20 protein-coding genes and 6 tRNA genes are annotated in these 21,773 nt (G+C 73.4%); 16 read left to right on the forward strand and 10 right to left on the reverse strand.

The features are described from left to right. The first annotated feature begins 560 nt into the window (after positions 1–560). Complete coding sequence (locus HA039_RS28485; RefSeq protein WP_167034202.1) at positions 561–1,379, forward strand: TrmH family RNA methyltransferase; 819 nt, start codon at positions 561–563, stop codon at positions 1,377–1,379. A 384-nt stretch (positions 1,380–1,763) separates the two neighbouring features. Here HA039_RS28485 and HA039_RS28490 read toward each other — a convergent pair whose 3' ends face one another. Continuing rightward, positions 1,764–3,065 (reverse strand): serine/threonine-protein kinase, encoded by a 1,302-nt coding sequence (locus tag HA039_RS28490; protein ID WP_167037761.1) that lies wholly within the window; start codon positions 3,063–3,065, stop codon positions 1,764–1,766. A 197-nt stretch (positions 3,066–3,262) separates the two neighbouring features. Between HA039_RS28490 and HA039_RS28495 the strand changes: the two genes are divergently transcribed. The 4 genes from HA039_RS28495 to HA039_RS28510 all read left to right on the forward strand — a co-directional run bounded on the left by HA039_RS28495 (position 3,263) and on the right by HA039_RS28510 (position 6,127). Beyond that, positions 3,263–3,520 carry a hypothetical protein gene (locus tag HA039_RS28495; RefSeq protein ID WP_161310271.1) on the forward strand — a complete coding sequence of 86 codons (258 nt, stop codon included), beginning with the start codon at positions 3,263–3,265 and terminating at the stop codon, positions 3,518–3,520. A gap of 199 nt (positions 3,521–3,719) precedes the next feature. Continuing rightward, entirely contained in the window at positions 3,720–3,926 is a 207-nt protein-coding gene (locus HA039_RS28500; RefSeq protein WP_167034203.1) for a hypothetical protein, read from the forward strand. A gap of 783 nt (positions 3,927–4,709) precedes the next feature. Then, a complete protein-coding gene (locus tag HA039_RS28505) occupies positions 4,710–5,729 on the forward strand; it encodes a phosphotransferase family protein (RefSeq protein ID WP_167034204.1) in 1,020 nt (339 codons plus the stop codon). Positions 5,730–5,797: 68 nt separating this feature from the next. Further along, positions 5,798–6,127, forward strand: a complete 330-nt coding sequence (locus HA039_RS28510; RefSeq protein ID WP_167034205.1) for a TFIIB-type zinc ribbon-containing protein — start codon at positions 5,798–5,800, stop codon at positions 6,125–6,127. Positions 6,128–6,206: 79 nt separating this feature from the next. On the opposite strand, the gene HA039_RS28515 is transcribed toward HA039_RS28510, so the two are convergent. The 4 genes from HA039_RS28515 to HA039_RS28530 all read right to left on the reverse strand — a co-directional run bounded on the left by HA039_RS28515 (position 6,207) and on the right by HA039_RS28530 (position 6,575). After that, positions 6,207–6,281 (reverse strand) — tRNA-Val (locus tag HA039_RS28515). Positions 6,282–6,337: 56 nt separating this feature from the next. After that, positions 6,338–6,409: transfer RNA gene (locus tag HA039_RS28520), tRNA-Val, on the reverse strand. 19 nt (positions 6,410–6,428) lie between these two features. After that, positions 6,429–6,500, reverse strand: a tRNA-Val gene (locus tag HA039_RS28525). 1 nt (position 6,501) lies between these two features. Next, a tRNA-Cys gene (locus HA039_RS28530) sits at positions 6,502–6,575 on the reverse strand. Positions 6,576–6,766: 191 nt separating this feature from the next. On the opposite strand from HA039_RS28530, the gene HA039_RS28535 reads away from it, so the two are divergent. The 3 genes from HA039_RS28535 (at position 6,767) to HA039_RS28545 (ending at position 9,750) form a co-directional block, all read left to right on the forward strand. Beyond that, a complete protein-coding gene (locus HA039_RS28535; protein WP_167034206.1) occupies positions 6,767–7,963 on the forward strand; it encodes a chorismate-binding protein in 1,197 nt (398 codons plus the stop codon). Then, positions 7,963–8,784 carry an aminotransferase class IV gene (locus HA039_RS28540; RefSeq protein ID WP_167034207.1) on the forward strand — a complete coding sequence of 274 codons (822 nt, stop codon included), beginning with the start codon at positions 7,963–7,965 and terminating at the stop codon, positions 8,782–8,784. Before HA039_RS28535 ends, HA039_RS28540 begins: the two co-directional genes overlap by 1 nt. 99 nt (positions 8,785–8,883) lie before the next feature. Further along, a complete protein-coding gene (locus HA039_RS28545) occupies positions 8,884–9,750 on the forward strand; it encodes a GNAT family N-acetyltransferase (protein ID WP_167034208.1) in 867 nt (288 codons plus the stop codon). Between the two features lie 76 nt (positions 9,751–9,826). Here the strand turns inward: HA039_RS28545 and HA039_RS28550 are convergent, their stop codons facing one another. Next, the gene (locus HA039_RS28550) at positions 9,827–10,345 is read right to left on the reverse strand and encodes a DsbA family protein (protein ID WP_167034209.1); all 519 of its coding nucleotides are present in this window, start codon (positions 10,343–10,345) and stop codon (positions 9,827–9,829) included. A 233-nt stretch (positions 10,346–10,578) separates the two neighbouring features. Between HA039_RS28550 and HA039_RS28555 the strand changes: the two genes are divergently transcribed. Both HA039_RS28555 and HA039_RS28560 read left to right on the forward strand, forming a co-directional pair. Further along, complete coding sequence (locus tag HA039_RS28555) at positions 10,579–11,028, forward strand: hypothetical protein (protein WP_167034210.1); 450 nt, start codon at positions 10,579–10,581, stop codon at positions 11,026–11,028. 212 nt (positions 11,029–11,240) lie between these two features. Further along, positions 11,241–11,393, forward strand: a complete 153-nt coding sequence (locus HA039_RS28560; protein WP_167034211.1) for a hypothetical protein — start codon at positions 11,241–11,243, stop codon at positions 11,391–11,393. Between the two features lie 14 nt (positions 11,394–11,407). On the opposite strand, the gene HA039_RS28565 is transcribed toward HA039_RS28560, so the two are convergent. Together HA039_RS28565 and HA039_RS28570 are read right to left on the reverse strand one after the other, a co-directional pair. Continuing rightward, positions 11,408–11,980 carry a CGNR zinc finger domain-containing protein gene (locus tag HA039_RS28565; protein WP_167034212.1) on the reverse strand — a complete coding sequence of 191 codons (573 nt, stop codon included), beginning with the start codon at positions 11,978–11,980 and terminating at the stop codon, positions 11,408–11,410. Between the two features lie 215 nt (positions 11,981–12,195). Then, positions 12,196–12,609 (reverse strand): SsgA family sporulation/cell division regulator, encoded by a 414-nt coding sequence (locus HA039_RS28570; RefSeq protein ID WP_003959770.1) that lies wholly within the window; start codon positions 12,607–12,609, stop codon positions 12,196–12,198. Positions 12,610–12,799: 190 nt separating this feature from the next. Here HA039_RS28570 and HA039_RS28575 point away from each other — a divergent pair, with 190 nt between their 5' ends. Together HA039_RS28575 and HA039_RS28580 are read left to right on the forward strand one after the other, a co-directional pair. Then, positions 12,800–13,309 carry a TIGR02611 family protein gene (locus tag HA039_RS28575; protein WP_167034213.1) on the forward strand — a complete coding sequence of 170 codons (510 nt, stop codon included), beginning with the start codon at positions 12,800–12,802 and terminating at the stop codon, positions 13,307–13,309. A gap of 77 nt (positions 13,310–13,386) precedes the next feature. After that, positions 13,387–13,458 (forward strand) — tRNA-Val (locus HA039_RS28580). Between the two features lie 80 nt (positions 13,459–13,538). Here the strand turns inward: HA039_RS28580 and HA039_RS28585 are convergent. Continuing rightward, the gene (locus HA039_RS28585; RefSeq protein WP_167034214.1) at positions 13,539–16,619 is read right to left on the reverse strand and encodes an SCO7613 C-terminal domain-containing membrane protein; all 3,081 of its coding nucleotides are present in this window, start codon (positions 16,617–16,619) and stop codon (positions 13,539–13,541) included. Between the two features lie 123 nt (positions 16,620–16,742). Here HA039_RS28585 and HA039_RS28590 point away from each other — a divergent pair. Then, a tRNA-Val gene (locus tag HA039_RS28590) sits at positions 16,743–16,814 on the forward strand. Positions 16,815–16,905: 91 nt separating this feature from the next. On the opposite strand, the gene HA039_RS28595 is transcribed toward HA039_RS28590, so the two are convergent. After that, positions 16,906–17,631 (reverse strand): 3'-5' exonuclease, encoded by a 726-nt coding sequence (locus HA039_RS28595; RefSeq protein ID WP_167034215.1) that lies wholly within the window; start codon positions 17,629–17,631, stop codon positions 16,906–16,908. A gap of 202 nt (positions 17,632–17,833) precedes the next feature. Between HA039_RS28595 and HA039_RS28600 the strand changes: the two genes are divergently transcribed. The 3 genes from HA039_RS28600 to thrS all read left to right on the forward strand — a co-directional run bounded on the left by HA039_RS28600 (position 17,834) and on the right by thrS (position 21,753). Further along, positions 17,834–18,400 (forward strand): DUF4365 domain-containing protein, encoded by a 567-nt coding sequence (locus HA039_RS28600; protein ID WP_167034216.1) that lies wholly within the window; start codon positions 17,834–17,836, stop codon positions 18,398–18,400. Then, positions 18,400–19,674, forward strand: a complete 1,275-nt coding sequence (locus tag HA039_RS28605; protein WP_167034217.1) for a hypothetical protein — start codon at positions 18,400–18,402, stop codon at positions 19,672–19,674. Before HA039_RS28600 ends, HA039_RS28605 begins: the two co-directional genes overlap by 1 nt. A gap of 102 nt (positions 19,675–19,776) precedes the next feature. Next, a complete protein-coding gene (thrS, locus tag HA039_RS28610) occupies positions 19,777–21,753 on the forward strand; it encodes a threonine--tRNA ligase (RefSeq protein ID WP_167034218.1) in 1,977 nt (658 codons plus the stop codon). Positions 21,754–21,773 lie beyond the last annotated feature (20 nt).

Consider the following 21,773-nt stretch of genomic DNA (forward strand, 5'->3'; position numbering starts at 1 on the left):
CGAGCCCACCGGCCTCCAGCCACCCGGCCCCCCGGCGTCCCCGGCCTCCAGCCACCCGGCCCCCGGCTTCTGGCCACCCGGCCACCCGGCCTCCAGCCCCGGCCTCCGGCCACCCGGTCCCCGGCCCCTGGCCACCCGGCCTCCGGCCCCCGGACCTGCCTCCTCCTGGACCGTGTCCCTCCCCCCGACACCGAGCCCACCAGCCCGCAGGCTCCCGGCTCCCGGCAACCCGGCCCCCGGACTGGCCTTCCCCCCGGACCGTCGCCCCCCGACACCGAGCCCACCAGCCCACCAGCCCGCAGGCGCCGGGCGCCGGGCCCCGGCCACCCGGCCCGCGGGCCCCCAGCCCCCTCAGTACGCCACCCACCCCAACCCCAACCCACCCCAACCCCACCCCCGCCCCCTCCTCGCCTGGCAGGCCCGCATCCCAGGGCCCCGTCCAGAACCGCGCCGCGCGAGGCAAGCCAGGGACACCCGACACCCAGCACCCAGCAGGGGCACGGCCACCCATCCCCACCCCCGTGGCCAACCATCCCCCCGCCTCAAGGCAGGATGAACACGTGGCTGAACTCATCACCGTCGACGACCCGGACGACCCCCGCCTGCACGACTACACCGGCCTCACCGACGTGGAGCTGCGCCGCAGGCGCGAACCCGCCGAGGGGCTCTTCATCGCCGAGGGCGAGAAGGTCATCCGGCGCGCGACCGAGGCCGGTTACGCGATGCGGTCCATGCTTCTCTCCGCCAAGTGGGTCGGGCCCCTCCGGGACGTGATCGACGCCGCGCAGGCCCCTGTCTACGAGGTCACCCCCGACCTCGCCGAGCGCGTCACCGGCTACCACGTCCACCGCGGCGCCCTCGCCTCCATGCGGCGCGAGCCGCTCCCGGAGCCGGCCGAGGTGCTCCGTACCGCCCGTAGCGGCGAGGGCCAACGCGTCGCCCTCTTCGAGGACATCGTCGACCACGCGAACCTGGGCGCCGCCTTCCGCAACGCGGCCGCTCTGGGCGTCGACGCCGTCTTCCTCACGCCACGCTGCGCCGACCCCCTGTACCGGCGGTCGGTGAAGGTGTCCATGGGCGCCGTGTTCCAGGTCCCCTGGACCCGGCTGGCCTCCTGGCCGCAGGACGTCGAGCTCTTCCGCCGGCACGGCTTCGTGACGGCCGCCCTGTGCCTCGGCGAGAAGTCGATCACGGTGGACGAACTGGCCGCCCGCCGCTACGAGAAGCTGGCCCTCATGCTCGGCACCGAAGGCGACGGCCTCTCGGACGCCGCCCTGCGCGCGGCCGACGAATGGGTCCGGATCCCGATGGCCGCGGGAGTGGACTCCCTCAACGTCGCCGCCGCGTCCGCCGTCGCCTTCTACACGACAAGGCTCTGACCGACCGTTAGCGGACCGACCGCCACCGGACCGACCTTCGCCGGATCGACCGGTGCCGGACTGCCCGCCGCCGGGCCGACCTCTGCCAGATCGACCGCTGCCGGACTGCCTGCTGCCGGATTGACCTCCGCCAGATGGACCGGTGCCGGACTGCCCGCTGCCGGGTCGCCCCCTACCGGACTGCCCGTCCGGTGTACGGCCCCGTCCGCCGTACCGCCCGCCCGGTACGTCGTCACCGCGCAACCACCGCCCCCACCGCCGTACTTGACGGACCGGCCGGCCAACTCCACCGGAGACCGGCAGTCCTCCGCAACGGCAACACGCAACGGCCACGCTCCCGCACTCCGGCCTGACGCACCGTCCACCGGCGGCGGCGCTCCGGCGTCAGAGTTTCTGGGCCGCCGCGATCCCGAGGGCGACGATCAGCGTCACCACGACGAACACGATCAGGCGCTGCCGCAGGAGCCGCGGATTGGCGGGGCGGCGGACGCCCGAGGCCGACCGGGACGCGGTGTTCTGCCGCCCGCCCATACGGGCACCGGCACCCTCCCGCTGCTGCGGGGGCCGCCGACCACCGGTACGCGGGGCACCGCCCCGGGGGGAACCGGAACGCGAGGCCGGAGAGCCCTGGGTGCGACTCTGAGGCGCGCGGTCCCGGTCCCGGTCCCGCTCCGGCGCCCGGTCCCGATCCACACCCCGCTCCCGGTCGCCACCACGCTCCCGCTCCCGCTCCACACCCCGTTCCCGCTCGGCGGGCCCCCGTTCCATCCGCTCCGTGTAGCGCTCGGTCATCCGCCCCGTCGCCATGTCCTGCTCGGTACGGTCCCGCTGGGCCGGCGGCCTGATCTCGGCCACGCCCTGCGCCTCCCTGGCCGCGATCTCCTTCAGCCGCATCGACAGTTGGAGCGTGCTCGGCCGGTCCTCGGGATCCTTCGCGAGGCACGCCCGTACGAGCGGCGCGAGCGCGTCCGGCACCCCGTACAGCTGCGCCTCCTCATGCACCACCCGGTAGAGCATGACCTCCGAACTGCCCTGCCCGAACGGGGAGTCCGCCGTGGCCGCGTACGCCAGCGTGGCGCCCAGCGAGAAGACGTCGGTGGCGGGCGTCACCGCCACCCCCCGTACCTGCTCGGGCGCGAGGAAACCGGGCGACCCGACCGCCGTGCCGACATGCGTCAGCGTGCTCGCGCCGGTCGCCCAGGCGATGCCGAAGTCGATGATGCGCGGGCCCTTGGGGGAGAGCAGGATGTTCGACGGCTTGAGGTCGCGGTGCACCACCCCCGCCTCGTGCACGGCCACCAGCCCCTCGGAGAGCGCCGCGCCCACGGAGGCCACCTCGGCGGCGCTCAGCGGGCCCTCCTCGTTCACCTTGTCGTGCAGCGACGGCCCGGGCACGTACTGCGTCGCGAACCACGGACGCTCCGCGTCGAGGTCCGCCGCCACCAGCCGGGCCGTACAGCCGCCCCGGATCCGCCGCGCGGCGGACACCTCGCGGGCGAACCGCGACCGGAACTCCTGATCCTCGGCCAGATCCGGCCGGATCACCTTCAGCGCGACCCGCTGGCCGCGCCGGTCGGACCCCAGATAGACGACACCCATGCCGCCTGCGCCCAGCCGTCGGTGAAGCCTGAACGAACCGACGACACGCGGGTCCTCGCGCCGGAGCCGCATCATCGCCATGTCCATCCCCGCTGCCCGGTCGTCCGTGTGACGTGGCACAGCTTACGTACCCGCGCCCCGGCGCGCTCATAGGCCGCGCCCTCACGGGCCGACCGATTGTCAGTGCGGGGTGGGAAACTTGAAGCGTGGTCAGGGGATGGCGGATCCAGGTCCCTTGGCCCGCGAGAGATCTCAAGGGTCCGTCGCAGAAGGGGGATTGGATCGTGAAGGGTGACCGGGTGGAGATAGTCGTGGACGCCGGGGACACGACGCGTACGTACGAAGTGGTGGCAAGCCGGGCAGGCCGCAGGGTCGAGACGGCGGTGCGCAGGGGAGTGGTGGAAGTGAGCGAAGTCACCCGCAACGGCACGGTGGTCCGCACCGCCAGGTTCATGGCGACGCGGGTGCTCGCCCTGGTGGAGCAGCCGGTCCCGAGGGAGGAGCCGTCGGAGCGTCCCCTCCGGGAAGACCCCAAGTCCTGAGGCGATCGCGTACGGCCGTCTCCACCCAGGGGAGTACGTGATCGGTACCGGGCTCATCCTCCGGGAGGCCCGGCAATCGGTACGCGGGCATGACGACCGGAGGTCGTCGCGTCCCTAGTGTTGAGGTCAAGCGGCGAGTGCAGGTACTCGTCCCCCGAGGTCGGACACTCGCCGCTGCCAATCTGACAGGAGAGGGACCATGGCGGACACGGCATCGCGGGCATTGATCCGCACGCAGGGACGCAAGGCTTTCGCCGCGTTCGGCGGAGGCCGGTCCGGCACGCGCCACCCGCTGGTGGCGACGGCCATGGTCCTCCCCCTGGCGGCTCTGCTCGTGGTCGTCTTCGGCGGCTGGGAAGCAGTGGTCACACAAGCGTCGTCCGTGGGCGTGATGCTGGGGCGCTGAGCGGCGCCCCAGACCCGGGAGAGCGGCCCGGGTCAGGGACATCCGGCCAACAACCCCGTGGGGACGGGGGTGCGGCGGACGGCAGCGTTTGGCCGGTCAGCTGGGGAGCTGACCGGCCATCGCGCTGCCCGGCGCCGCCGCACGGCGCGCGCGGGCACGGCAGGCGCGGGGCAGGCCCCCCACGTACGGACGCGGCCCGACCCCCAGGCCCTCGGCCCCGGCCTTGGACCTGTGCCCGGACGGGGCCGCCGACCTCCGGCCCCGTTCCTGTGCCCGTTCCCGGGCTTCGCCGGAGTTCCGGCCCGGATCTGGTCGGCGCCCGGGACGAGGGGGCCGGGCGCGTCCGCGGTCACCACGGATGTGCTCGGGGCGCAGGCCCCGCCGCCGGACCGTCGCCGAGCCCCCGGCCCCAGCCCCCGGACACGTACGTCCCCGGGCGTCGCGGCCCTTCCCTGACCTCTGGCGCCGACCACGCTCAGGGCTGAGGTGCAGGCGCTGCTTCCGGCCCTGTTGCCGGGCGTCCGGCAGTACTGGAGTTGCGTCCCGGTTGAGCCCGCGGGCCGCCTCAGTTCTGTCCCGGCGGGCTGCCAGACCGTGCCGCAGGGCGCTCCCGGGGACCTGGGGCCGGAGGCCGCCCTCGGGTGTGGGCGCGCTCCCCGCGCGGGGAGCGGTGGGTGGGACACGTCCGGCGGTGCCGAACCGGTGGCCGTGGGCTGTCGGTCCCGTTCTTCGCGTGGCGCGCGGGCCCTAGAATCGCTTTGAGCCGCACCGCCCGGGGGATTCGTGACCGCAGATGTTGTCAGCGCCCTCGGTCGTGTCGCTCGCCGGGCGGCTCATCTCTCCGCGTCCACGACGGGCTCGTGTCCTGCCTGTGGGGGAGGCGGTGACGCCGTGCTCGCCGAGCGGGCCGACGGGGTGGTCGTACGGCACGGCGGCGTCGTCGCCAAGGCCCACGCCGAGAGCACCGACGCGGCCGAGCACCGCGTCAGACTCGCCGTCGCCGCCCATCCGCTGCTCTCGGGGATCCTCCTGCCCCCGCTCCCGGCCGGCGCCGGCGAAATGTTCGGCAGGCCGGTCACCTCGTGGCCGTACGGGACTCCCGTCGACCCGGCCGACCCGGACACCGCCCCGTGGGAGGAGACCGGCACGCTCCTCGCCCGGCTGCACTCCGTCCCCGTCGACGCCCTGGCCGAAACCCTGCCCCGCACCCCCCTGCCGCCGATGCGCGGCCCCGCCAAGGTGGCCCGCGCCCTCGCCCGGCTCCGGGCCGTACCGTCCGGCGCACCGGAGGCAGAGACAGAGGCACCAGCACAGGCCACCGCCTACCCCGTCCACCGCGCCGCCGCCACCCTCCCCCCATGGGCCCGCGCCGAAGCACCCCCGCCCGCGGCACCCCGCGCGTTGTGCCACGGCGACCTCCACCTCGGGCAGCTCGTGCGGTACCCCGTCCACCGCGGCGCCTGGGTCCTCATCGACGTCGACGATCTCGGTGTCGGCGACCCCGCCTGGGACCTCGCCAGGCCGGCCGCCTGGTACGCCGCCGGCCTGCTCCCGCCCGCCGCCTGGGAGCGGTTCCTCGGCGCCTACCGGGCGGCCGGCGGCCCCGCCGTGCCCGCAGACGGCGACCCGTGGCCCCGCCTGGAGCTCGCCGCCCGCGCCCTCACCGTCCAGACCGCCGCGCTCGCCCTGGTCAAGTGCGCCGCCGAGCGCCGTGAACCCGACGACGTCGAGCGGTTGATGGTCGACGCCTGTACCCGAATCGCAGCAATCCCGCCCGAGTTGGGAGCACCCCCGCCGTCGTAGGCTGAACCGACTGCCGCCGGGCGCGTGTTCCGGCGGCGCCGAAGATACGGCGAGGAGCTGAGCCGACCATGCAGTGTCCCAAGTGCCACGCAGCGATGCACACGTACAACCGCAACGGTGTCCAGATAGAGCAGTGCAGCGGCTGCCGGGGGATCTTCCTCGACTACGGCGAACTGGAGTCCCTGACCCGCCTGGAGTCGCAGTGGACTCAGCAGGCCCCGCCGCCCGTGCCGCCGGCCCCCCAGGGCTACCCCGCCCCGCAGGCCTACCCGGCGCCGCCCGCCCCCGCCTGGGGCGCGCCCCAGCAGGGCCAGCACGGCGGTCACTACGGGGGTCACGGGGGCCACGGCGGCCACCACAAGAACAAGAGCTTCGGCCGGATGCTGTTCTCGTCCTGACAGGAGAACCCCGGCAACAACAGGGGCCCGAACGGAAGAAGCCCCCGGCCGTCGAAACGGCCGGGGGCTTCCCGGTACGTGGTGCGCGATACTGGGATTGAACCAGTGACCTCTTCCGTGTCAGGGAAGCGCTCTCCCGCTGAGCTAATCGCGCGGGACCCTCACTACTGCACTGCCACACTCTTACATACACATCGTGCTCATCTTGCGTGCGCGATACTGGGATTGAACCAGTGACCTCTTCCGTGTCAGGGAAGCGCTCTCCCGCTGAGCTAATCGCGCGGGACGTACCGATCATGCGTGGACGATACTGGGATTGAACCAGTGACCTCTTCCGTGTCAGGGAAGCGCTCTCCCGCTGAGCTAATCGTCCTTGGAGGTGGAGACGGGATTTGAACCCGTGTAGACGGCTTTGCAGGCCGTTGCCTCGCCTCTCGGCCACTCCACCCGAGCGACGCGTTTTCCAACTGCGCCACGTGGGCCTGTCGTTTCCCGTTCCGTCTGCACGGCCCGGCGACGAGTTGAACTCTAGCGGATTCCCGAGCCAGCACAAAAACGCGTTTGCGCAGCGTGCTGCGGTGCGTGCACGGTGCGTTCCGGCCGAAGCGGCGCGGTGAGGCTTGTTCTAGACTCGCAACCGTGCACGACCTCGCTCCTGTGGCCCGTTTCGGTAACCTCGTCGCCTCCGGGCTGCGGGATGTCACCCATGATCCGGAAGCCCTCGACTCCGCGGGGTTCTGGGCGGTGGCGGCGGACTTCGAGGGCCGCCTGACCTGCGCCCGCTTCGACGACGTACGGACCGAACCGGTGCCGCCCGCGATCCCCGGGCAGTGGCGCGGACCCGCCCCGGATGACTGGACGTCGTCGCTCGACCACGACGCGTACACGGCCGGAGTGCGCCGCGTCCGTGAGTACATCGCCGCCGGTGACGTCTACCAGGTGAACCTCTGCCGGGTCCTCTCGGCCCCCCTGCCCGACCCCGCCGCGGCCGACGTGGACGCCCTGACGGCGCTGCTGGCCCGCGAGCACCCCGCCGCGTACGCCGGCACGATCCGCCTCCCCGGGCACGGCGTCGAGATCGCCACCGCCTCGCCCGAGCTGTACCTGTCGCGCGACGACCTCACCGTCGAGTCGGGCCCCATCAAGGGCACCGCCCGTACGGCCGCCGAACTCCTCGACAAGGACCGCGCCGAGAACGTGATGATCGTGGACCTCGTCCGCAACGACCTGGGCCGCGTCTGCGCCACCGGCTCCGTGACCGTCCCGGCGCTCATGCGGGTCGAGCCGTACCCCGGGCTCGTCCACCTCGTGTCGACGGTACGGGGCGAACTCACCGAGAAGGCGGGCTGGGCGGACCTCCTGCCCGCCACCTTCCCGCCCGGCTCGGTGTCCGGCGCGCCCAAGTCCAGCGCCCTGAGGATCATCGAGGAGCTGGAGGCCGGACCCCGCGGGCCGTACTGCGGAGGCATCGGCTGGGTCGACGCCGACCGCCGTACCGCCTCCCTCGCCGTCGGCATACGCACCTTCTGGATCGACCGCACCACGGCCGCCGGGCCCGTCCTGCGCTTCGGCGCGGGTGCCGGCATCACCTGGGGCTCCGATCCGGAAGGGGAGTGGCGCGAGACGGAACTCAAGGCCGCCCGGCTCCTGGCGATCGCGTCGGGCGGGTACGAGTCCGGGGCGTACGAGCGCGGGTCGGACGAGTCCGGCGTGCGCGAGGCGGTCGCGTACGAGCCGGGCGCGTACGCGTGGCAGAACAACTCTCCGGGCGAGGACGGCGTTTCCCCCGTCCCTGACATGCCCGGCCGGTACGAAGAAAGCGGAAGGACGGCCTGATGAAGATCTGGGTCAACGGCGCACTGCACCCCTCGGAGTCCGCCCAGGTGTCCGTGCTCGACCACGGAATGACCGTGGGCGACGGCATCTTCGAGACCGTCAAGGCCGTCCACGGACGCCCCTTCGCCCTCACCCGCCACCTCGACCGGCTGACCCGCTCGGCCCGCGGCCTCGGACTGCCGGACCCGGACCTGGACGAAGTACGCCGCGCCTGTACGGCCGTCCTCGACGCCGACCCGGTGCCCCTCGGCCGCCTCCGCATCACGTACACCGGCGGGATCTCCCCGCTCGGCTCCGACCGGGGCGACGCGGGGCCGACCCTCGTCGTCGCCGTCGGCGAGACGACCCGCAGGCCGGACACCACCGCCGCCGTCACCGTCCCCTGGACGCGGAACGAACGCGGCGCCCTGACCGGCCTCAAGACCACGTCGTACGCGGAGAACGTCGTCGCCCTCGCCCGCGCGCGCCAACAGGGCGCGTCCGAGGCCCTCTTCGCCAACACGGTGGGCCAACTCTGCGAGGGCACGGGCTCCAACGTCTTCGTCGTCCTCGACGGCGAGCTGCACACCCCGCCCGTCGCGTCCGGCTGCCTCGCCGGCATCACCCGCGCCCTGACCGTCGAATGGACCGGCGCCCACGAGACGGACCTGCCGCTCGACGCCCTGGAGCGGGCCGAGGAGATCTTCCTGACCTCCACCCTCCGTGACGTCCAGGCCGTCCACCGCGTGGACGACCGCCAACTGCCCACGGCACCGGGGCCGGTGACCGCCAAGGCGATGCGCGTCTTCGACGAACGCTCCGGCGCCGACCTCGACCCGTAGGCAGCAGCGACGGGCCGGGGCGGCGCACAGCGCATCCGCGGAAGAGACCGACGGCGAAATCGGATGCCCCCGGCGGGCAGGACGGGTACAACTCCCCTGATGACCACCACCCTGCGGCCGACCGAGCCGCTCCGGCAGACCGACGACGGCGCCCGTTCCCGTACGTACGAGGTCTGCGTGAACAGCCGCCCCGTCGGGACGATCACCCTCGGCACGGACCCCGGCTTCGGCCCGGCGGTCGGCGTGATCCAGGCGCTGCGGATCGAAGCACCCGACCGGCGGCGCGGACGCGGCACGGTCGCGGCCCTCGCCGCCGAAGAGGTGCTGCGCGGCTGGGGATGCGAGGAGGTACTGACCTCCGTGGAGATCCCCGGGCAGCCGGAGGGGACGGACCCCACCGGCGACGCCGCACTCCGCCTGGTCGCCGCACTCGGCTACACCGAACGCAGCAGCAACATGGTCAAGGCGCTGCCGTCCCGCCCACCGGAGCTGCCGGCCGCCCTCACGGGCCGCCCGCTCGACGACAGCGAGTACGAGCCCTGGTGGGCGGCGGCGGCCGAGCGCTACGCCCAGGCCTGGATCGACCGGGGCGCCTCGCCCGAGCTGGCCAGGAACAAGGCGGAGACCGCCAGGGCCGTGACCCTGCCCGAGGGCCTGGCCACCCCCGGCGTCTCCCTCAGCGCCCTCGTCCACGACGAGCGGGTCGTCGGCACGCTCTGGGTCTCCCGGCGCGAGGAGACCCCCGAGGAGCCGGGCGCGTACGTGTACGACGTGGTGGTGGCGGAGGACCAGCGGGGCAAGGGGTACGGCCGGGCCCTGATGCTGCTGGCCGAACGCGTGGCCCTCGGCTTCGGGGCGGCCCGGCTGGGACTGCACGTCTTCGCGGGCAACACCCCGGCGATCCGCCTGTACGAGTCGCTCGGCTACACGACCACGCACCGGAACTTCCGCAAGACGCTCCTCTGACCGGGGACAGTCAGACCCAAGGGGAACTCCGACCAGGGGGCGGGTCCGACCCAGGGGAGCGGCAGACCCGGGGCGCTCAGGCGTCCTCGCGCGCCAGTTCCCCGTCCACGATCGCCTCGATCCGCGCCCGCAGCCCCTCCTGGCCGTCGCCGCCGTCGAGCCGCTCCCCGCCGACCACATAGGTGGGTGTGCCGGTCACCCCGATCGCCTTGCCCTCGGCCTGGTCCGCGTCCACGATCAGGATGTGCCGGCCGTCGATCAGGGCCGTGTCGAACTCCTCGGCGTCCAGGCCCAGCTCCCCGGCGATCTCCAGCAGTACCGGTTCGCCCTTCGCCGCGAGGTCGTCGGTACGGGCAAGCACGGCCTCCACGTAGGCCCAGCCCCGCCCCTGCTCGAACGCCTCCTCCGCGGCCTGCGCGGCGGCGAACGCGTGGCGGTGCTTCTCCAGCGGGAAGTGGCGCAGCCGGATGTCCACCCGGCTTCCGTACCGCTCGCGCAGCGCCCTCACGTCCTCCAGGGCGTGGCGGCAGTCGGGACACTGGAGTTCGCACCAGAAGTCGAGGACGACGGGGTCGGCGGGGGCTGAATCGTTCATGGGCGGCAGTCTTCCAGCCCGCGGCCCCCGGTCCGACCGCCGGGTACGCGGAGCGCCACCACCGGCCACGCTCCGGGGTCGTACGCGGACCGCCGCCCCGCCCCAGGGAGGAGGCGGTCCCCGAGATGTCCCTGAGGTCGTCCCCTGACATGGCCCGAATTGCCCCACCAGGTGCACAGTGGAGGCAGGACACGACACGTTCCCACGACGACCCGGCCTGCCTGGAGGACCCGATGATTGCCGAGACCATCTTCTCCGCGGTGTCCGCGGCCGGGCTGGGTATCGCCGCCGTGACGGCGTACCGCAAGCGGTTCCTGGCGGCGACCCGCATCGCGGCGTACTCCCTGGTCCCGGTGGGCCTGGTGATGACGGGTGTCGTCAAATGGGCCGCCCACACGGCGTTCTCGCCGGTGGCCTGGCTCGGCTTCGTCGTCCTGGGCGTCGCCTGGTTGCTCTTCCTGACGACCCGGGCGGTGGAGCGGCGCAGGGGCGGGACCCGCAAGGAGCGCAGGGCCGCCGAGAAGGCCGCGCGGCGCGAGGCCGTCGCCCCGGCGGCGTCGGCGCCCTCCCTGCCGGGCCGCAGTCCGGCGGTACGGCCCGAGCCGCAGCCCGCGCCGCGGGCCCAGGGGTCCGGTGAGGACTTCAGCGACATCGAGGCGATCCTCAAGAAGCACGGGCTCTGACGTCCGGACTCCTTGAGCACCGACTTCTTGAGCACCGGCTCCTTGAGCGCGCACTCCTAAGCATGCCCGGCGGGCCGTGATCTCCGAAAAGGGCCTCTGAGCGGCCCCCGTCTTGAATACCGGACGGTTATCCACGGAATATGATGAACTACCGCGCGGAAGACGCGTGTTGGTCATCGGCCGGGTTCGGGGTACGTCATCATCGCCCCGAGATGCTCGATACCTCCCGGGACCAGACCCCGGCACCCACCGATGAGCAGCGCGGTTGCCTCTTCGCGCTCTCCCAGCCGCCCCTGATGATCTTCCTCACGGTGATCGGCGCCCTGCTGCTGATGGCGGCTGTCCATGACCTGTTCCTGCTGTGACCGCCCCGGGCGGCTCAGCCCGCCGCCGCTTCCTTGCGCCGCGCCCGGTAGGCGGCCACGTGCAGCCGGTTGCCGCAGGTACGGCTGTCGCAGTACCGCCGGGAGCGGTTGCGCGACAGGTCGACGAACGCGCGTCCGCAGTCCGGGGCCTCGCAGCGCCGCAGCCGTTCCTGTTCCCCCGCCACGACGATGAAGGCCAGGGCCATGCCGCAGTCGGCGGCGAGATGGTCGGCGACCGAGGCGCCCGGGGCGAAGTAGTGGACGTGCCAGTCGTAGCCGTCGTGGTCGGTCAGCTGCGGGGTGGTGCCCGCCCCGGCCACCAGCTGGTTGATCAGGGCGGCCGCCGTCGGCGCGTCCGGCGCCGCGAACACGTCCGCGAACCGCTTCCGTACGTCCAGCACCGCCCGCAGGTCACGGACGCCCAGCCGCTCCACCCCGCTGATGCGGTGGTCCCGTACGAAGGTGTCCAGCGCGGAGATGTCCGCGAGCGCGTCGGGCGTGACCTCCGCCGCGTCGCCGTCCGGCGCGGTGTTCACCAGATCGACCACGGTGTCGAGGGCGATCCGGGTGTCGTGGGGAATCAGCACGATCCGCTCCCTGGCCTGCTGCGGGCCGGTGCCCGCCGAATCCCGCCGACTTTAGCCGCTGGACGGGCCCGGCGTGGCGCGGTGCGCCCGGCGCACGCACCGGCGCCGTCGCCGCGGTGGGTTCCGCGGCGACGGCGCCGGTGTTCTCCGTATGCGGTTGTCAGCACGGCGCCGTCTCCCCGAGTCGGACGGCGCCGAGCGGCCCTCGGCCTGGCTCAGCTCTCGGCCAGGATGTGCGAGAGTTCCGTGTCGAGATCGAAGTGTCGGTGTTCGGTGCCCGGTGGCACCGCGGCGTCGGTCCGCTTGAGGAACGACTCCAGGGCCCGCGCCGGGGCCTCGAGCAGAGCCTCGCCCTCCGGAGAGCTCAGAGCGATGCAGACGACGCCCTGACCGTGGCTGCGCGACGGCCAGACTCTGACGTCGCCGGTGCCGGTGGGCCGGTGCAGCCCCTCGGCGAGAAGGTCGCGGGCGAAGACCCACTCGACCGTCTCTTCGGCTCCGGTGTGGAAGGTGGCGTGCACGGCGTAGGGATCGGCCGTGTCATACCGCAGGCCCGCGGGTACAGGCAGTGAGGACTCGCTCGATACAACGAGGCGCAGGTGCAGCTCGCAGCTGACCGTGGTGTTCATAAGCGCCAGGGCCTTTCGCTCAGTGTGCGCTCGGGGATTCGCACGTCGGCGAAATCGACATGCCACCTACGGTGTCGTTGTAAACCCCTCTGTCTGTTTTGTGATCCTTGGGGTAGCTCGTACAGCGGTGCGTGACTTCTGGCCATACCGCCATTCCGGTGACGTGGCCGATTCCGGTAGGTTGGGGGGCATGCATGCGGAGAGTGACGAGCGGGGGGAATCCGTCGTACCGACGGCTACGACGGGCGATCGAAAGGTTGAATCCGGGGCGCATCCGGTGCGGGTCGGGAAGACCGGGGAGAAGACCGACACGGGGACGGGCGGGACCGCGGAGCTGGGCTCCCGGGCACCCCGCTTCATCAAGGCGTCGAAGCCGCTGCACCTGAGCTGGCAGGTCGGCGTCTTCATCGTCGGGCTCGCGGTGGTCGGCGGGGGCATCGTGCTGCTGCCGCTCCCCGGGCCCGGCTGGCTGATCATCTTCGGCGGCATGGCGATCTGGGCGACCGAGTTCGTCTGGGCCCAGCTGGTGCTCCGCTGGACCAAGCGGAAGGTCACGGAAGCGGCCCAGAAGGCCATGGACCCCAAGGTCCGGCGGCGGAACATCGTGCTCACCAGCATCGGTCTGGTGATCCTCGCCGCGGCGGTCGCCGTCTACCTCTGGAAGTTCGGCTGGGTCCTGCCGTGGAAGATCGGCGACTGACCGGGCGGCTACCCACCGGGACCCCGCACGCGGCGGGGAGCACCGCTGACATGGGGTAATGTGTGCGGTGCGTTCCCGGGCGATTAGCTCAGTGGGAGAGCGCTTCGTTCACACCGAAGAGGTCACTGGTTCGAACCCAGTATCGCCCACCCGGAACCGAGGCCCCCGGACCTGACAAGGTCCGGGGGCCTCGGTCGTGTCCGGGCGGCGCGGCCGGTCCCGGAAGGCGTCAGCGCAGGCGGCCGAGGCTCTCCCGCAGCCGGCGCGCGTCCCGCAGACGCTGTTCGTACGTGGCCCCCACCGCCAGGAGCAGCAGCCCGGCCAGGGCCGGCGGCAGCCAGCGCGGCAGCGCGCCCACCACCTGCACGACGTACGGCGCCAGCTCGTGCAGCCCGACCAGCGCCAGGGCCGCGCCGCCCAGCACCAGCGGCGCCTGGAGGCGCAGCCGGGCCCCGGCCAGCGTCACCACGAGCGTGCCCAGCCCCAGCAGCAGCGGCCTCGCCCAGTGCGGATCGCCCCACACCGCCATGAGACTCGGCAGCAGCGTGGCGGCCAGACCGGGACCGTACGCCGTCCTCGACGACGCCTCCGGATCGCGCCGGCGGCGCAGCAGGCCGACGGCGAGCGCCGGGACGGTCACCGGCAGCGTGTACGCCTCGGGCGCGCCGACCCCGGACGCCGCGAGGCGGACCCAGGACGCCAGGACGAACAGCGCGACCGCGGCGTACCCCGCCACGGCCCGCCGCTCCGCGCGCACCGCCGTGCCCGCCGCGATCACCCCGCCCAGCGCGAGCACCAGCGCCAGCACCGGGGCCCGGCCCAGCGCCAGGACCACGGCGAGCCCGCCCGCGCAGGCCCCGGCGATCTCGACCGGAACGGCCACCGGGTGCAGCCGCAGCCGTACGCCCAGCAGCGCCACCACGGCCGGCACGACGAGCACCAGCACCGCCACGCCCTCGGGGGACAGCCCGGCGGCCGCACCGGACGAGACGACCAGCGCCGTCGCGTACACCACCGCCACGCAGGCCGACAGGGCCTGGACGACCACCCGTACCGACACCTGTACCGACACGCGGGCCGCATCCGGCGTGCCCTCCTCCCGCCGCCCCGCGTACTCCACGGCCACCGCCGCGCCCGCGCTCAGGAGCGTCAGCACCGCGAGCACCGTGATCGTCGCGGGCCGGGTCGCCAAGGACAGCAGCGCGGCCCCCGCGCCGCCCGCCAGGGCGCAGCACAGGGCGGTCACCGTCACGGACCCGCCCGCCGGACCCCGCGCGGGAACCCCGAAACGGCCCGGGAGTACAACGAGGGCCAGCGCGAGGGCCGTCAGGACCACCGGCATCACCACCGCCGCCCCGAACCCGAGGTCCAGCGTCAGCGGCAGGACCAGCAACGCGGCCCACCCGAGCACCACCACCCCACACACCAGCCCGACCCGCACCCCACCCGAGCCACCCGCCACCCCGCTGGCACCCGCACCAGCACCAGCGCCCGCACCAGCGCCCCCACCAGCAGCAGCGCCCGCACCCGCACCCACACCCGCCCCGGCACTCGTACCCGCGCCCGCACCCACACCGGCGCCCGCACCCACACCGGCACCCGCACCCACACCGGCCCCGGCACTCGTACCCGCGCCCGCACCCACACCGGCACCCGCACCCACACCGGCCCCGGCACTCGTACCCGCGCCCGCACCCGCACCAGCGCCCGCATCCGCACCGGCACTCGACCCCGCGCCCGCACCGGCGCCCATACCGGCACCGACACTCGTACCTGCACCGGCGCCCGCGCCCACACCGGCGCCCGCACCCATACCCGCACCGACACTCGTACCCGCTCCGGCGCCCGCGCCTGCACCGGCGCCCGCGCCGACACTCGTACCCGCGCCGGCCCCGGCACCCGCACCCCTCCCCGCAGCCCCGGGCGCGCCCGTCGCCGGCGCGGATCCCGCCTCCGCGCCCGCGCTCCCCATCCGCCGGTACGCCACCCCCAGCGCCCCGGCCGCCGCCAGCAGCACCAGGGGAGCGGTGGCGAGGTCCGGCCACGGGAAGTCCGCGCCGGCCACCGCCCGCGCCCGCGCCGGCGCGCCCGCCCACACCTCGGCGAGCTGCCCCACCCCGCCGCCCAGCGCCAGCGCGACCAGCGGAAGCGCCCACACCACCGAGAACGCCCCCGCGATCCCCGCGACCCCGACCAGCCCCCGCACCGCCGCGAGCGGCAGCCGCACCCGTACCGCGGGCACGAGGACCGTCACCGCCGCCAGCACCACCGCGCCCAGCACATACGCGGGCACCGCCCAACTGCCCGGCACCCCCGGGCGCACCACCCCGCCGACCGCGGCGATCACCGCGACGCCCGACGCCCCCGCGCAGACCACGGCGGCACCCGGCAGGCGCAGCGCGGCGAACAGGCCCACGGCCGCCCCCGCGCACAGCAGCACGGCCGGCCCCGCCGCGGCCAGCGGCGACCCCGCCGTCAGCGACAACTCGCAGGCCGTCAGCAGCGCCAGCGCCCCGACCAGCCCGCCGCCCGCCGCCGCGAACCCCCGTACCAGCGGCGGCCGCGCCCACACCACCACCGCCACGTCCAGCGCCGCCGTCACCAACAACGCCCACGCCGTCGCCGACACGGGCGCCCCCGCCGCCGACACCCCTAGCGGCAACGGGAGTTGGGCCGCCACCACGGCGGCCGGCAGCGGCCCGCGCAGCCTGCCCGAAACCAGCCCGCCCGCCACCAGCCCGCCCGACACCAACCCACCCACGACCAGCCCGTACACCGCCCACAGCGCCGCCAGCACGGCCGCCGCCCCCGCCACGTACCCCATCGGCGACGCACCCGACAGCACCGTCGCGTACAGGCCGTACGCGTCCAGCACCGTCAGCACCAGGGCCAGCGCGGCCACCGCCTCCGCCGTCGCCCCCAGCCCCCGGCGCACCAGCAGCGCGGGCACCGAGAGCGCCAGGACCGTCACCGCCCCCAGCACCGCCGAGCGCCCCGCGATCCCCATCTCGCCCCAGCTGACCAGCGTGAAGGCCACGGCCGCGATCGCCAGCAGCACCCCACCGAGCGTCAGCAGCACATGCTGCGTCCCCGGCCGGGACGTCTCCGGCCGCCGCGCGCCACCCCCGGCACGCGGCCGCCCCGGGGCCACCCACCCCGTCGCGGGTCCGGCCGGCGGGGGCCCAGCCACCGCCAGCACGCTCACCAAGTAGGTCCTGCGCAGCAGCAACTGCCCCCTGCGCGCGTCGAGTCGGGCCAGCTCCTGATCGAGGACCACCAGCTCCTGGGCCGGGTGCGGAACATGTGTCATGGCAGCGAGTGTGGTGCGCGCCACAGCCCGTGCCATCGGCTCGGCTACTCAGATCCCGGCGTGAGTACGCCGCATCCGGTTTGAAGCGGAGCCGTCCGGGCCTGTATGGTTCAAGGCGTTCCCGGGCGATTAGCTCAGCGGGAGAGCGCTTCGTTCACACCGAAGAGGTCACTGGTTCGAAACCAGTATCGCCCACCGGGAAAAGCCGGTCCGTCCCCGACGGACCGGCTTTCCGCGTTCCGGACGGACGCGGTACGGGGCCGGACCCCCCGCGCCGCCGGACCCCTCACGCCGCCGCAGGCAGCTCAGGCCGCAGCGGCCACGCCGGATCCACCGACTCCTCCGTCCCGTTGCGCGAGAACCACGCCTGGAGACCCCGCGCCTGCGCCGCGTGCCACACCGCCTGGAGCGTGTGCAGCTCCGCCGCCGTCAACCGCTCCATCCGCGCGGCGAACCGGCGGCCCACCGCCCGTACCAGCTCCAGCGACGCCAGCGCGTCCGCCGCCGCGTCATGCGCGCCCTCCAACTCCACGCCGTACTGCGCGCAGAGGTCCGTGAGCGTCCGCCGCCCCTTGCGGTACCGGTCCAGATGCTTGTCCAGCACCCGCGGATCCAGCACGCACAGCGGCACGTTCTCCAGATGCCGGCCCAGCGACGACGCCCGGTGCCGTCTCAACTCCCGGTCCAGCAAGGTCAGATCGAACGGCGCGTTCATCACCACCAGCGGCCGGCCCGCCGCGCACTGCTCCGCCAGCGCCCGCGCCATCTCCTCCACCGCCGGCGCCGGCCACCGCCCGTTGCGGTGCAGGTAGTCGTCCGTCAGGCCGTGGATCTCGGTGGCCGCCGGCGGCACCGGCACCCCCGGGTCTATCAGCCACCGCGTCACGCGGGGCCGCGCCCCCGCCATGTCCTGGACGACCAAGGCGGCCGAAACGATCCGGTCCCCCTCCACGTCCACTCCCGTCGTCTCCGTGTCGAATGCGGCCAGAGGGCCTTCGTACCAACGCGTCATCCCCGAACTCCTCGCGCATATGCGGCAGATGGCGTCCATCCACTGCCCGAATCGGTGATACCCGGACAGGACATCCGGTACGCACTGTTTACGGAGGGCGCCGGAGGGTGACAACACAAGGGACGGGCATCGGCGTTGACGCCCCGTCAACCCGAACTGACCGGCCCCACTGACCGGCACGGCCCGGAAGGCACCCAGAGCCATGGCTCTCGCGCAGCCCGAACCGGGCGGGCTGCTGCCCGAGCGGATAGCACCGCTGCGCGGAGCACTCGCCACCACCGCCTGCATGGAGACACTCCAGGTGGGCTACCTCCACGCGGTCGCCGCGGCGGCCGGCTGCTCACTCAGCCAGCCCTTCCCCGACAACGGCATCGACTGGCACGTCAGCCACAGCTCGCCCGGCCATGTCGTGGACGACGAGGTCACCATCAAGGTCCAGCTCAAATGCACCTACCAACTCGCCCCGCACCCGCAGGGGCCGGCCTTCTCCTTCACCCTCGACAACGCCCACCTGGTGAAACTGGCCCGCACCCCCGTCTCGGTGCACAAGATCCTCGTCGTCATGATCGTGCCCCGCAGCCAGGACGACTGGCTCCGGGCCGGCCACGACCGCCTCGACCTCAGGCACTGCTGCTACTGGATCAACCTGGCCGGCCAGCCCGTGACCGGCCGCTACCGGACGACCGTGCGGGTGCCCACCGCGCGGATCTTCGACGACCGGGCGCTCTGCGAGATCATGACCCGCGTCGGGTCGGGAGGGAGACCGTGATGCACCGGCCGTCCGACGAGCCCGCCGACGAGGTGATCCCCCGGGCCGTCCGCCCCCGCCCCCCGTACGACCCCGCCGCGGAAGCGCGCGGGCCGTGGACCGGCGGCCTGGCACCCGACCCCGCGCGCACCGACCCCGCCGTCCTCGGCGCCCTCCTCGCCCGGCACGGCTGGCGCCGCCGCGGCGGCGCCCCCGGCCGCTACGCCCGCTGGACACCCCCGGCCCCCGCCGGCGGCGGCACCAGCCTCCTCGTGCCCGAGAGCCGCGCCTTCCCCGACTGCGAGGACCTGCTGAGCGAGGCCTTCACCGCCCTCGCCCGCAGCGCGGCCCCCTCCGCCCGCGACATCCTCGTCGGCCTCACCGTCCCCAGCGACGAGATCCGCTGGTGGCGCGACGTCCCCCAAGGACCCTCCGGCGCGGCGGCCTGGACCGTCCAGGAACAACTGCGCACGGCCGCCAGGCAGTTGCTCCTGGCCGGCGCCCTCGCCGTCCGGAGCAGGGCCGGCTACTACGGCGCCCGCCACCGCAGCCAGGCCCAGGCCTCCCTGGAAGGGATCCTCGTCGGACCCGCCCCCGGCGGACGCGAACTGACCGCCTTCGTGCCGGTCACGGACGGCCGCGCCGTCGCCGTCCGCCTCCACCACGCCCTCTACGCCGCCCGTGAGGCCGTCGACTACCAGCGGGCCACCGGCGGCATGGAGGCGTTCGACACCGCCGTCCAGGCCGGCGTGAGCCGCGAGCTCACCGACGCCGTGGTCGCCCTCGTACGCGGTACGGAAGGCGCCCGCATCACCCTCGCCTGGGCACCCGGCGCGGGCGTCCCGGACGGCTGCGTACCCCGCCCCGAACCCGTGGAGTTCTCGCCCGGCGACCTGCCCGCCCTGCGGGAGGCCGGCCGGCGCTACCTCCGCGACGAGCCCTCCATGCCGGTACGGATCACCGGAGCCGTCATCCGGATGCGCAGGGCGGGACCGCGCGGATCCGGATCCGTACGGCTGCGGGTCCTCGCCGGGGCGGAGATCCCGCACGTCCGGGTCGCGCTCGACGAGGAGGCGTACCGCATCGCGGGACACGCGCATCTGCTCGGCCTGCCCATCCGGGTCGTCGGCCGGCTGGAGAGCCGGGGCGGCTTCCGCAGGCTCTCCGACGCCAGCGGCGTGGTGCCCGTCCAGGTGGACGAGGCGGAGCGCGACCGGCTGATGAAGTCGCTCCAGGAGAACCTGGACTTCTTCGAGGAGGCGTGCGGCGGGGGCGCCGATCCGGAAACCGTCTGAGGAACCGGAAACCGTTTAGTGGGTGACGGCCCGGGCTCGGTACGATTCCTGGTGCGCACGGAAAAACAGGACGTGCGCGCCCCGTGCAGTCAGGAGAGTCCGGTGTCAGACGTCCGTGTGATCATCCAACGCGATTCCGAGCGGGAAGAGCGCGTGGTGACGACGGGCACTACGGCGGCCGAACTCTTCCCCGGCGAGCGCGCCGTCGTCGCCGCGCGGGTGGGCGGCGAGCTGAAGGACCTCGCGTACGAGATCGCGGACGGCGAGACCGTCGAGCCCGTCCTGATCTCCTCCGAGGACGGCCTCAACATCCTGCGCCACTCCACCGCGCACGTCATGGCCCAGGCCGTGCAGGAGATCTTCCCCGAGGCCAAGCTCGGCATCGGCCCGCCGGTCAAGGACGGCTTCTACTACGACTTCGACGTCGAGAGGCCCTTCACCCCCGAGGACCTCAAGGTCATCGAGAAGCGGATGCAGGAGATCCAGAAGCGCGGCCAGCGCTTCTCGCGCCGCGTCGTCACGGACGAGGCGGCCCGCGAGGAGCTCGCCGACGAGCCGTACAAGCTGGAGCTCATCGGCATCAAGGGCGCCGCGTCGGCCGACGACGGCGCGGACGTCGAGGTGGGCGGCGGCGAGCTGACCATCTACGACAACCTGGACCCGAAGACCGGCGAGCTGTCCTGGCGCGACCTGTGCCGCGGCCCGCACCTGCCCACCACCCGGTACATCCCGGCGTTCAAGCTGATGCGGAACGCGTCGGCGTACTGGCGGGGCAGCGAGAAGAACAAGCAGCTCCAGCGCATCTACGGCACCGCGTGGCCGACGAAGGAAGAGCTGAAGGCGCACCTGGACTTCCTGGTCGAGGCCGAGAAGCGGGACCACCGCAAGCTGGGCAACGAGCTGGACCTGTTCTCCTTCCCCGACGAGGTCGGCTCCGGCCTTGCGGTCTTCCACCCCAAGGGCGGCATCATCCGCCGCGCCATGGAGGACTACTCGCGCCGCCGGCACGAGGAGGAGGGGTACGAGTTCGTCTACACCCCCCACGCCACCAAGGGAAAGCTCTTCGAGAAGTCCGGACACCTCGACTGGTACGCGGACGGCATGTACCCGCCCATGCAGCTCGACGAGGGCGTGGACTACTACCTCAAGCCCATGAACTGCCCGATGCACAACCTGATCTTCGACGCCCGGGGGCGCTCGTACCGCGAACTGCCGCTGCGGCTCTTCGAGTTCGGGACGGTCTACCGGTACGAGAAGTCGGGCGTCGTGCACGGCCTGACCCGCGCCCGCGGCTTCACCCAGGACGACGCGCACATCTACTGCACCAAGGAGCAGATGGCGGACGAGCTGGACTCGACGCTGACCTTCGTGCTGAACCTGCTCCGTGACTACGGTCTGACCGACTTCTACCTGGAGCTGTCGACCAAGGACCCGGAGAAGTACGTCGGGACGGACGAGGCGTGGGAGGAAGCCACCGAGACGCTGCGCCAGGTCGCCGAGCGGCAGGGGCTGCCGCTGGTCCCCGACCCGGGCGGCGCGGCCTTCTACGGCCCGAAGATCTCGGTGCAGGCGAAGGACGCGATCGGCCGTACGTGGCAGATGTCGACCGTGCAGCTCGACTTCAACCTCCCCGAGCGCTTCGAGCTGGAGTACACCGCGCCCGACGGCTCCAAGCAGCGGCCCGTCATGATCCACCGGGCGCTGTTCGGATCGATCGAGCGGTTCTTCGCGGTGCTGCTGGAGCACTACGCGGGCGCGTTCCCGGCGTGGCTCGCGCCGGTGCAGGCGGTGGGGATCCCGATCGGGGACGCCCACGTCGCGTACCTCCAGGAGTTCGCCGCCGAGGCGAAGAAGAAGGGCCTGCGGGTCGAGGTGGACGCGTCCTCGGACCGGATGCAGAAGAAGATCCGCAACCACCAGAAGCTCAAGGTCCCGTTCATGATCCTGGTCGGCGACGAGGACATGAACGCGGGCACGGTGTCCTTCCGCTACCGCGACGGTTCGCAGGAGAACGGCATCCCGCGTGACCAGGCGCTGGCCAAGCTGGTCGACGTGGTGCAGAGCCGGGTCCAGGTCTGACACCTGGCCGTACGCGCACA

The organism is Streptomyces liangshanensis, from assembly GCF_011694815.1.
Taxonomy (GTDB): domain Bacteria; phylum Actinomycetota; class Actinomycetes; order Streptomycetales; family Streptomycetaceae; genus Streptomyces; species Streptomyces liangshanensis.